We start from the raw sequence: 11213 nt of genomic DNA, 5'->3' as shown, positions 1-11213 counted from the left end.
AAAGCTTTATTTTCACCCGATAAAATACCCATAAAACAAGAGGAAGCTCAAATGAGCTTCCTCTTGTGAAAAATTGTGGGACAGCAATGGGAATTCCCCTCCTTTTAGGAGGGGTTAGGGGAGGTAAATATTCTAAAAAATTTAAAAACTATTCCGGCATATTCAGCCAGTGCGGACCTAAGGGTAATTCAGGTAATTCAAACTGCGCCGGATAATCAGCATGAATAAAATACAAACCATCTGCTGGCGCAGTCACACCAGCAGCTTTACGGTCTTCTGCCGCGAAAATATTATCAATATGATCGGCAGCATACATGCCCTGACCAATTTCCAATAAACATCCCATGATATTGCGCACCATATGGTGCAGAAAGCCATCGGCCTGAATATCCAGTACCAGATACTGACCATGCTGAATCAGGCGGCAATGGCTGACATGACGAACGGGCTGATTGGACTGACAGGCTGCGGCGCGGAAGCTTTCAAAGTTATGCGTGCCTTCAAACTTTTTCGCGGCGTATATCATCTGTTCAACATCAAGCGGTGCATAGACATGGGTGACCTGTTTATGCAGCAATGCCGGGCGCACAGGATGGTTGTAGACCACATAGCGGTAGCGGCGCGCCTGTGCCTTAAAACGGGCATGGAAGCTGTGATCCATTTCCTTGATCCACTGGATCGAGATATCTTTAGGGAGTTGACTATTGCAGCCCATTAGCCAGCCACGTTCAGAACGCACGGCATCCGTATCAAAATGCGCCACCATATTGGTCGCATGTACCCCGGCATCCGTGCGACCGGCACCATGCAGGCTAATCGGTTGATCGGCAACTTTGCTCAGAACCTTCTCAATGGTTTCCTGTACGCTTGCAACTCCCGGCTGTTGAGTCTGCCATCCCCTATAATGCATCCCACAAAACTCAATTCCCACCGCAAAACGCTGCATAATGACCTCAAAACCTTATTGATCGTACCAATGACGATGCCATTGCTCTACAGTGTCGTATTGTAAATACATTTTCAGGGCTTTTGCATACAGATCCGCATGTCCATAACTTTCATTCAGCAAAATTTTGCAGTGATTCACCCATTCGGCAATAGCATAGCGCTGATCCGTCGCACCAAAAGGCACTTGGGTGGTTAAGACGCAAATACAGCCCTGCTCATAGAGTTGATCAATGAGCGCAATCATGGCGTCATTGACCGCCAGGTTGCCAGTGCCAAAACCTTGCAGAAATAAAAAATGCGGTGGTCGAGCCAAGAGGTTGTTCAGGTTATTCAGCTGCTGGGTCAGATCAACCGGCTGCATCATGATGCTCATGCAGTTAAACCCAGCCGCTTTTGCAATATCTTCAGCTTCGATCTGATAACACGCTTGACTGGTTTGGATTGCGATATTGGCTTCAAGACCGGAAAAGGCATTTAACTCAGTAGTATGCTGTTTCAGTGCAGTTTGCGCATGTAGCAGCTGATGATGGAATGCCAGATAGACCCCAGCGCTACATTCGCTGACGGAATCTAGTGCAAATTTCAGGTTATCTAGGGCATCACTAAATTCACGCTGTTCATTGCCTTGAGCATTCAGCAGCGGATATTGGCTACCGGTCAGTACCACATGCGCCGAGTTTCCAATAAAATGTGCCAGTACTGCACTGGCATAACTCAGCGTATCTGTACCGTGAATAATCACAAAATGCTGGATCTGCCGCGATTGCAATTGCTGAATAAACTGTACCAGTTGCAACCAGTCGGTTGCTGTGCAGGCACTACTGTCCTTAATCGCGGGTGCATGGTGACATTCGACGAAATATTGCTCTGCAAGTATCTGTTCGAGCTTTGGAATAAATAAATCAGCAGGCATCGGTGCAAGAGGATCTCCCACACAGCCGAATGTGCCGCCCATATAAATTAATGCAATATTTTTTATCATAAAAAAGCAGCCAATTATTGACTGCTTTAGTGTAAATCGAAATGCATCAAGATGCGATTTGATTCAGTAATTGCTCGGCTCGTTGTTGTTGCTCAGGAGTATATTCAGCTTCTCGCTCGGCAATAACTTCACGGGCAGCGGCATAGGCACCGAGCTGAATATATTGCTGGGCAAGATCCAGGTTGAGACTTGCTTCATTAACATCCAGTAATTTCGGGAAAGATTGCACCAGCGGATCATGCTGGTCTACGGCTACTTGAGCTGGCGTAGCAGGAAGATCGAAACTCATCGCTGTTGCAGCAGGTGCTTCTGGCGTGGTTTCTAAATGATCTAATTTAAAATCCATGCCTGATAGATTAGTTTGTGTAGCTGGCTCTGCCACAGGTGCTGCAACTGTCAAGCTAGACAGATCAAACTCAGTCGCTGGCACTGCAGTTTTTTCAGCTGCTGGTACGGATGTGTCAAGTGAGAATGAAAAATCTAGAGGCTTGATTTCTTCACTCACAGTTGGTGCTGTTTCTACTGGAGCAGGCTGTTCCAAATCCAGTTTAAAGTCTAAGACAGGTGCCGTTTCTGTTACTGCTGTAGTTTGAATATCTGTAGATGTACTCTGAAATTCAAAATCTATAGAAGGAGCAGCAGGTACAGGAACCTCTTCAGCTTTTGGTGTTACTACTGAAGTAGTCTTTGGTTCAAAATTAAATTCAAGTGGCTGAATATCTGCTACAGGTTCTGCAATAGGGGCCGGCTTGCTTGATTGAAAGTCCTGCTGCAATTGTTCAAATGCCAGTTCATTTGAAGGGGCCGGTGCAACCAGATCGGCAAAGGCATCTGAAGTTGAAGCAGCTTCCTGCGCAGAAGAAGTTTTAGGCTGGGCACTTGGAAAATCAATAGTATCTTGTACAGCAGATGAAGATTTTTCAAATTCACGCTGTTTTGCTTCAGCTTGTACCAGAATCTCATCTAAATGCAAAGAACGGATATGGTTAAGCAGCTGTGAAATCGCAAACTCATCTTTTTGTAAGATGTGAATATCCAATAACAACAGATAGAGTTCATGCTGGGAATTATCCCGATTCAGTGCCTGATTAATCTGTGCTTCGGCCGCAAAAAAATTACGGTCCTGAATCAGGCCCTCAATTTTCTTACGTGTGTCTGCTGATAATGGCGTTGCTGATTTTTTTGTGACCCCGACTGGCTCCACCACCTTGGTTCTTTGTGGGGCAGCTTTTGACGCAGAACCAGGTTTTTTTGCTTTTACCGTTTTAGTTTTTGCTTTATCTGATTCTTGAGCATCTTGTCGTTTTTTAAAGACAATTAATACGATGATCAATATCACTAATGGAATCACATAAATCAGCATGTTTTACCCCTTGGGGATAGAGTAGTTTAAGTTCGCCTATCCCAATAAATCGTCATGTGTAACTTTTTAATTAATTGGCTTCTTATCTGCTTGTTGGGCTTTGAGCTGTTGTTGTAGCTGGGCCAGACGCGCATTTAATAACTGAATTCTGTGATCCTTCTGATTGAGTGCCAATTCTAATTCAGTTACGTTTCTCTGTAATTTAACGGTTTTTTCTCGGGCTGTCATAACTTTTAATGACAATTCCTTTGATGTTTGATTGCGTTCTGTGTTCTGGTTTGCAGAAACTTGCCCGGAATCGCGCTGGTTCTCAGCCACTAGGCTCATTTCTGCCTGATTCAGGCGGTATTTAGTCTTGCCAGTAGGCTTAGACGGTAGCTCGGTTTGCTTTACCGCAGTGACTTTAATAGGCGCAGGTGTAGGATGAGTCGTATTTAAGTTCAATGCAGCACCTTTACGTAGACGATTGGCATTTCCTCCAATAAAAGCATGCTCATTGTCTTTTTTAATTTGTTGCATGACTTCATTGACAGGACGCTGCTGCTGTTCGGCAATTCTTGAAGCAATCCCCCACAGTGACTCATTGGATTGAACCACATAAGTAGGTGGAGTCTGATTCGGAGTTGCTTTGACTGGTGAGGCTTTTGTTGTAACTGGAGCTGGAGTTTTCACCGGATTGGCTGATCCAGTTGATTTTCTGGCTTGCTCCTCAGCAAATTTCTTCACCAATGGATCACTGGAAGCTGTTTGATGATCAGAACGGGACTCTACAGCTTTCTGCACATCTGCTTTATTTGGTACTGATGCGCTTTGATTTTCTGGCATCGTACTAGCCGGTTTGTTTGCAGTTGAAGCTGCTACAGGAGCCGGCGATGCAAGAGTTGCTTGTGAGGTCTTTACTGAGTCTGAAAGCGCCGCTGCAGTTTTAACTGGGGCTTGAGTATCGGGTGCAGTTACAGCCTCGCTTTTCAGTACAGGCGCAATCGCTTGAGCCTGAATCGCTGGACTTGATGTCATTACAGCTGGCACAAATGCAGTTTTAGGAATAGAAGTGTTCGATAATGTTGGTGGTGCTGTACGTTGCAATGCCAACGGCTTTTCTAGAGCCGGTGGCTTATTTAAGGCTGTGGAAGCTGTTGTACTGTAATGACTACTTACGGGTAAGTTGAGTGCAATATCTTTTTCACTGACGACGACAACTGGTGCAAGCGGGCGTTCATTCTGTTTGAGACTGGCTTTTAATAAATCGGTTTTAGCTTGTAAGGGCGTACGAATATGTTGCAGCCGTGCGGCATTGCCTTCCTTGATTTTGACAATAATATTCAGCTCGCGCTCTGTCATTGGTCGAGAAGAAGTAATAGTAATGACCCCGGTGCCATTATTGCTACGCCGAGTAAAAAAGTTTAGATGACCAGGCGGCTGATGCGATGCACCAATTGACATTAAATCTTCAGGTGAAGCCAGACTGACTTCAATCGGCAAATTGATATTAGACTGCCGAAAAGTCATTTCTGCATAGAGTAATTCCCCAGGGGCAGACTGAATCTGAACCGGATCTACATTAATCGCATAAATGTTTTGTGAAGCGACAATGGCTAAAATGGCAAGCTTTAATTTGTTATATACAGTCATCTTAATCGTGAGCTCAGTCATTATCGCATAGCGAAAATTATAGATTAACGGGATGTTTGTTTTTTGTAAAATACTTACGCAATAGTTACATAAAAAAGCCGATCAATAAAGATCGGCTTTTGGCTTTATATCCAAAGGATATTAGGCATTTTTATAATCAATCAGAATACGCAGCATACGGCGTAACGGCTCGGCCGCACCCCAAAGCAACTGGTCACCTACAGTGAACGCACCCAGATATTCTTTACCCATATTCAGCTTGCGCAGACGGCCGACTGGAACGCTTAAAGTACCTGTTACAGCAACAGGTGTCAGATCAGTCATGGATGCTTCACGAGTATTTGGAACCACTTTAGACCAGTCATTGGCACGTGCAATGATGTCTTCGATTTCATCCAAAGGTACATCTTTTTTCAATTTCAGGGTTAATGCCTGAGAGTGACAACGCATGGCACCAATACGCACGCAGTGACCATCAATTGGCACGATCTGCTGATTGCCCAGAATCTTGTTGGTCTCGACCTGACCTTTCCATTCTTCTTTCGACTGGCCGCTTTCCAGTTGCTTATCGATATAAGGAATGAGTGAACCAGCCAAAGGCACACCAAAGTTTGCAGACGGGAAGCCTTCACCACGTTGTAATTCAGCAATTCTAGAGTCGATATCCAGAATTGGAGAACGCGGATCATCAAGCAACTCTTTGGTATTGTTATATAAATAACCCATACCATTGATCAGTTCACGCATGTTTTGCGCGCCTGCACCTGAAGCGGCCTGATAGGTCATTGACGTTGCCCATTCCACCAGATTGTTCTGGAATAGACCGCCCAAGCCCATCAGCATCAAGGAAACTGTACAGTTACCACCGACAAAAGTCTTGGTGCCTTTAACCAAACCATCTTTGATCACATGCATGTTGACCGGATCAAGTACGATGATGGCTTCATCATCCATACGTAAGGTTGATGCTGCATCAATCCAGTAACCATTCCAGCCTTCAGCTTTCAATTTCGGGAAAACTTCAGAGGTATAGTCGCCACCTTGACAGGTAATAATGACATCCATTTGCTTCAGACTGTTAATGTCTGATGCATCCATAAGTGCTGGGGCGGTCTTACCGCCAAATGCCGGCGCTTCACCGCCTGCATTACTGGTAGAGAAATAGAATGGCTCAAAATGAGCAAAATCATTCTCTTCAACCATACGTTGCATAAGGACGGAACCGACCATCCCGCGCCAACCGACCAGACCTACTTTCATGTCACTTTGCCTCGGTGCGTTAAAAAATCAAAAGGGATTCGAGTGTACCAAAAAGGGACCCAACTGCAAGAGCTACACAATCAAAACATCAATATTCTTGAGAGAAATATCTGCTTTATGATACATACAAAATTGATAACGTCATTTTTCTTTTAGAAAAAATAATAACTTAATTAAGAGCGCAGTTTATGATATGGGTTATCCAAATTCTGGCAATCATTGTCATTTGGTTAAGTTTTTGGTCACTGATACCACGTGATGAATGGTGGATTCGGGGTGCGGATTTTCCACGCTTACAAATTCTGGTATTGGGCTTTATCGCCTTTATTCTTTTTCTTCTGGTTGATCATCCCTGGAACTGGTTGAATCAGCTACTTTTTATAGGGCTGATGGCGGCTTTGGCCTATCAGCTGAAAATGGTATTGCCCTATACTTTTATCTGGAAAAAACAGGTCAAGCAGGTCAAGCAGGATCAGCTGGATCCGCAACGTCAGATTTCCCTCGTCGTTTCCAATGTACTTACTACCAATACCAAATATCATTTACTGATCGAGCAGATCCAGATTCATCAGCCAGATCTGGTTTTAACCCTGGAAACCGATCAAAACTGGCAAAATGCACTCTCAGTGATTGAAGCTGATTATCCTTATCGCGTGCCTGTGCCTTTGGATAATCTGTATGGCATGCATCTATATAGCAAGCTTGAACTGAGTGAAACTGAGGTTAAATTTATTCTGAGTGATGAAATTCCCTCCATTCATACCACGGTGATCTTACGTTCGGGACAAGCGGTACAGCTCTACTGTCTGCATCCCAAACCACCCAGTCCGACCGAGGCCAAGGATTCTACCTTGCGTGATGCTGAACTGCTGATTGTCGGTGATCAGATTAAAGATCTGGATGAAAGCTGTATCGTGATGGGCGATCTGAATGACGTGGCCTGGTCACGTACCACACGCCTGTTTCAACGCATTAGTGGACTGCTGGATCCGCGGGTAGGGCGTCATTATGTGAATACTTTTCACGCAGATTATCCTTTTTTTCGCTGGTCGCTGGATCACGTCTTTCACAGTACCGATTTTGCCTTGGTACACATGGAGCGTTTACCGCATGTAGGTTCTGACCATTTTCCGGTCTTTCTGGTTTTGCAAACCGGTCGGGTATTCGAGCATATTCAGGAAGAATTAGAACAAACTGATGAAGATGAGCAGGAAGCACAAAAAGCCATTGAAGAGGGCATTCAGAAAGCAGAGAAAGAGGAAAAAATAGTCACTGATGAAGTTGCTCTGGCATATAAAGAAGGGGGCAAAATCTCTTAGCTTTTTAGAAGAAAAGTGTACGATATTGCTTACAACAGTTTACGCTTCTTGCGAATGGGCAGGGGTTGGGAATCTGGGTATTCTAGGTTTATCAGCACAGGGAGTCGAGAAAGGATATTCTCATAAGGAAGACGAAGCTGAATGAAAACATCATGGATATGATGCTGAAAGGGAAATCACAAAAAAGCAGAACGAATTATAATATGTGAAAGCACAACCTCATTAACCCGAGTTTTACAGGATGTAGAGCTCGGGTTAAATTATTTCAATTACTTAAACATGATTTTAAGCTATAGCCCTTCAAATTCCGTGATCAAATCGATTTAGTAAATTGATTTATAACCTTCAGGGCGAGTCTTAAAACGGCGGTGGAACCACATATATTGGGTCGGTGCGATGCGCAACTGCTGCTCAATCACCCGGTTCACGCGAGTGGCATCTTCAACTTCATTCTCACTAGGGAAGTTTTCCAGTGCCGGTTCAATGAGCACATGGTAGCGCGGATTGTTAATATCGCCATGACGGTAGAAATATAAAGGAATTGCAGCCGCTTTGGTCATTTTCAGTAAACGGCGATGTGCGGTTACAGTCGCCGCAGGCACGCCAAAAAAAGGTGCCATCACGCCTTGTTTTAAACCATAATCCTGATCCGGACTGTACCAGATCGCATGGCCATTTTTCAGGTTACGTACCAGACCGCGCATATCATCATGATCAATCTGATTGGCATAAATCGTGGCACGACAACGGTAAATCAGCATGTCCAAAAGCGGATTATTCTGCGGACGATAAACCACATCTGGGTCAAAATACTGTGCACAGAGATAACCGCCAGCATCCAGCAAGGTTGAATGCGTGCCTAATAAAAGCATGCCTTGGCCTGCAGCTTGTGCCTTTTGAATATGTTCCAGCCCTTCAATACTGACGCGACCCTGAAACCATTTCGGACTGTACCAGGCATTTAGTGTCTCAAACACACCCAGCATTTGATCGATAAATACCTGACGGGCATTGTCCTGTACCTGCTCTTTAGACCATTCGGGAAAACAGACTTCCAGATTGCGAAGTGTGGTTTCACGACGTGATTTTAGATATTTGAAAGAAAGCTGGCCCAGCAGGGACGCTAGACGATGCTGAATAGCCCAAGGTAAGATCGCCAGAATCATCAGGAAAATAATGCCCAGCCATTTGCCCCAGTATTGAGGTAACAGGAATGACCATTGAAATTCACCGGGTTGATATGCAGGCTGAGTACTCATAAAACAATATAGGGCCAAAAGATTAAGTGCAGTCTAACAGAGAAGATTATTGAAATAAAAAAGCATCTGTACGAATACAGATGCTTGAGTAAAAGCTCGGGGAATATTTAGCCGTTACTTAGATTGTCCAGCTCTTCCCAGCGCTCTAATTTTTCCAGTAACAGCTCATCAATTTCGGATAAACGGTTAGAAAGTTTCAATGCTTTATCGGAATCAGTGACAAATAAAGAGCCATCAGCCAGTTGTGCATTGATCTCGACCTGCTCTTTTTCTAGCGCTTCCATCTCAGCTGGAAGTTGCTCGAGTGCACGTTGGTCTTTATAACTGAGTTTAACTTTTTTGGCAGCGGCCGGCGCAGTCTCGGCTTCTGCTTTGGCCATGGCTTTTTTCACGGCACTTTTTTGGTCAACCACGGTTTGATCCGGACGTTGTTCAAGATAATCCTGATAACCGCCAACATATTCGTCAATATTGCCCTTACCATCAAAGACCCAAGTGGATGTTACCACGTTGTCCATAAAGGCACGGTCATGCGAGATCAACAGTAGGGTGCCTTTGTAGCCACCCAGCATCTCTTCCAGTAACTCTAAAGTCACCATATCCAGGTCGTTGGTTGGCTCATCCATCACAATCAGGTTCGATGGTTTCAGCAACAGTTTCGCTAGCAGGATACGGTTGCGCTCACCACCTGACAAAGCTTTGACTGGTGTACGGGCACGTTCTGGCGAAAACAGGAAATCTTGTAAATAACTATAGATATGACGACGGTTACCATTCACATCCACGTGGTCAGAACCTTCTGAGACGTTATCTTTAACAGATTTTTCCAGATCCAGCGCATTACGGAGCTGGTCGAAATAGGCCACTTCTAACTGCGTACCGGTCTTCACCGTACCGCCATGTTCTAGCTCGCCCAGAATGGCTTTAATGAGGGTAGTTTTACCGACACCGTTATCACCGACCAGACCGATACGGTCGCCACGGAGGACAAGTGCAGAGAAGTTGTTGATGATCGGTGCATTGTCACCGAATTTCACACTGAGGTTCTCAATTTCAAACACCAGTTTGCCGGAACGGTTGGCATCCTGAGTCGCCATCGTCACTTTACCTTGTTGCGAACGACGTGCTCTAGATTCTTCACGTAATGCTTTTAGGGCACGGACACGACCTTCGTTACGGGTACGACGGGCTTTAATCCCTTGACGGATCCAGACTTCTTCCTCAGCCAGCTTTTTATCGAACAGCGCATTTTGCTTTTCTTCAGCTTCCATTTGCTGGGCTTTCAGGTCTAGATAACGTGAATAGTTACCTTCATAACTACGCAGTTGACCACGATCCAGTTCAACAATACGGGTGGCGATGCTATCGACAAAGGCACGGTCATGCGAAATGAACAATAGGGTCAAATTATTTTGATCGAGCAGGAATTTTTCCAGCCATTCGATACTTTCAACGTCTAAATGGTTCGTCGGTTCGTCGAGTAACAGGACATCAGGTTGGGTAAGTAAAGCACGTGCTAGCAAGACACGACGTTTACGACCACCAGACAAATCGGCAAGATCTGCATCCGGGTCCAGGCCCATTTTGCTTAAAATCGAATTGACCTTGGTTTCCAGGGCCCAGCCATCCAGCTGATCCATTTTGTGTTGCAGGTTGCCCATAAGATCACAGGCGTCCATGTCACCGAGTACACAAGCTTCACTGGCAGCATGATAAGCACGCAAAACTTCCGATGCTTCACCGGCGCCATCTGCCACGATATCAGCCACTTTACCTGAATCCATCGGTACATCTTGTGCCAGCATGGAAATGGTAATACCGTTTTGTAATGAAACTTCGCCGTTGTCAGGCAGTAAACTTCCTTCAATTAGCTTAAGTAAGGTAGACTTACCCTCACCATTACGGCCAATCAAACACACTCGTTCGCCGCGTTCCAAGTTAAAATTCGCGCCGTCGAGCAGGGCGGGTCCACCAAACGCAAGTTGGACATCCCTAAGGGTAATATAGGCCATAATGTTTCCTGAAATCCCCAATGAGGACTTTAAATGACTAAACAACAAAATCTAAATGATCAGGCGTCATTTTCCGCACCCATTGAAGATTTGCAAGTGCGAATTGCATTTTTAGACGATTTAGTTGAACAGTTGAATGATCAGGTGGCTAAACAGACCTTGGAAATTGCTGATCTGAAAAAGCAAATGACGCTGTTATATCAACGTGTTGAGTCTTCAGATCTGTCTGAAGGCATTGCAGAATTTGATCCGGTTGCAGACCGACCACCGCATTATTAATTTGCAACCAATGATTTAATCAATAATGACCCTTAGCTGATCTAAGGGTTTTTTATTGAAAAATAAAAGGTGGTGTTTCAAAAAGTATGCTGGCATTAAACGAATCCATTATTGATATAAAAGAACACTAAATCAAAGGCTTTGAAATGATTTTCAAGC

Annotated in this window: 9 protein-coding genes; 2 read left to right on the top strand and 7 right to left on the bottom strand. The window is 44.7% G+C overall.

Features of this window, described 5'->3' with window-relative positions; genetic code table 11:
* Positions 1-148: 148 nt before the first annotated feature.
* The 5 genes from truA to asd form a co-directional block, all read right to left on the bottom strand.
* Positions 149-946, bottom strand: coding sequence for a tRNA pseudouridine(38-40) synthase TruA (truA, locus tag NI469_RS14780; RefSeq protein WP_004278489.1), 798 nt, complete (start codon positions 944-946; stop codon positions 149-151).
* Positions 947-961: 15 nt separating this feature from the next.
* A complete protein-coding gene (locus tag NI469_RS14775) occupies positions 962-1930 on the bottom strand; it encodes an asparaginase domain-containing protein (protein ID WP_253175614.1) in 969 nt (322 codons plus the stop codon).
* A 46-nt stretch (positions 1931-1976) separates the two neighbouring features.
* Entirely contained in the window at positions 1977-3293 is a 1317-nt protein-coding gene (locus NI469_RS14770) for a fimbrial protein FimV (protein WP_253175613.1), read from the bottom strand.
* A 66-nt stretch (positions 3294-3359) separates the two neighbouring features.
* A complete protein-coding gene (locus tag NI469_RS14765) occupies positions 3360-4946 on the bottom strand; it encodes a FimV/HubP-related protein (RefSeq protein ID WP_253175612.1) in 1587 nt (528 codons plus the stop codon).
* 120 nt (positions 4947-5066) lie between these two features.
* On the bottom strand, positions 5067-6185 hold the full coding sequence (gene asd, locus NI469_RS14760) for an aspartate-semialdehyde dehydrogenase (RefSeq protein WP_004647391.1): 1119 nt from the start codon (positions 6183-6185) through the stop codon (positions 5067-5069).
* Positions 6186-6373: 188 nt separating this feature from the next.
* Here asd and NI469_RS14755 point away from each other — a divergent pair, with 188 nt between their 5' ends.
* Entirely contained in the window at positions 6374-7504 is a 1131-nt protein-coding gene (locus NI469_RS14755) for an endonuclease/exonuclease/phosphatase family protein (RefSeq protein WP_253175611.1), read from the top strand.
* Between the two features lie 323 nt (positions 7505-7827).
* Here the strand turns inward: NI469_RS14755 and NI469_RS14750 are convergent, their stop codons facing one another.
* Positions 7828-8763 (bottom strand): LpxL/LpxP family acyltransferase, encoded by a 936-nt coding sequence (locus tag NI469_RS14750; protein WP_253175610.1) that lies wholly within the window; start codon positions 8761-8763, stop codon positions 7828-7830.
* Positions 8764-8870: 107 nt separating this feature from the next.
* A complete protein-coding gene (locus tag NI469_RS14745; protein WP_005107953.1) occupies positions 8871-10775 on the bottom strand; it encodes an ATP-binding cassette domain-containing protein in 1905 nt (634 codons plus the stop codon).
* A gap of 33 nt (positions 10776-10808) precedes the next feature.
* Between NI469_RS14745 and NI469_RS14740 the strand changes: the two genes are divergently transcribed.
* A complete protein-coding gene (locus NI469_RS14740) occupies positions 10809-11054 on the top strand; it encodes a SlyX family protein (protein ID WP_004278477.1) in 246 nt (81 codons plus the stop codon).
* Positions 11055-11213: the final 159 nt, after the last annotated feature.

Origin of the sequence: Acinetobacter lwoffii, from assembly GCF_024129735.1 — a bacterium.
Taxonomy (GTDB): Bacteria; Pseudomonadota; Gammaproteobacteria; order Pseudomonadales; family Moraxellaceae; genus Acinetobacter; species Acinetobacter lwoffii_H.
This window is presented reverse-complemented; position numbering and strand designations above follow the sequence as displayed.

Bases quoted from the DNA above. Each gene is read 5' to 3' on its own strand.
- NI469_RS14765 (WP_253175612.1), bottom strand. From the start codon at position 4,946: ATGACTGAGCTCACGATTAAGATGACTGTATATAACAAATTAAAGCTT.
- NI469_RS14770 (WP_253175613.1), bottom strand. From the start codon at position 3,293: ATGCTGATTTATGTGATTCCATTAGTGATATTGATCATCGTATTAATT.
- asd (WP_004647391.1), bottom strand. From the start codon at position 6,185: ATGAAAGTAGGTCTGGTCGGTTGGCGCGGGATGGTCGGTTCCGTCCTT.
- NI469_RS14755 (WP_253175611.1), top strand. From the start codon at position 6,374: ATGATATGGGTTATCCAAATTCTGGCAATCATTGTCATTTGGTTAAGT.
- NI469_RS14750 (WP_253175610.1), bottom strand. From the start codon at position 8,763: ATGAGTACTCAGCCTGCATATCAACCCGGTGAATTTCAATGGTCATTC.
- NI469_RS14775 (WP_253175614.1), bottom strand. From the start codon at position 1,930: ATGATAAAAAATATTGCATTAATTTATATGGGCGGCACATTCGGCTGT.
- NI469_RS14740 (WP_004278477.1), top strand. From the start codon at position 10,809: ATGACTAAACAACAAAATCTAAATGATCAGGCGTCATTTTCCGCACCC.
- truA (WP_004278489.1), bottom strand. From the start codon at position 946: ATGCAGCGTTTTGCGGTGGGAATTGAGTTTTGTGGGATGCATTATAGG.
- NI469_RS14745 (WP_005107953.1), bottom strand. From the start codon at position 10,775: ATGGCCTATATTACCCTTAGGGATGTCCAACTTGCGTTTGGTGGACCC.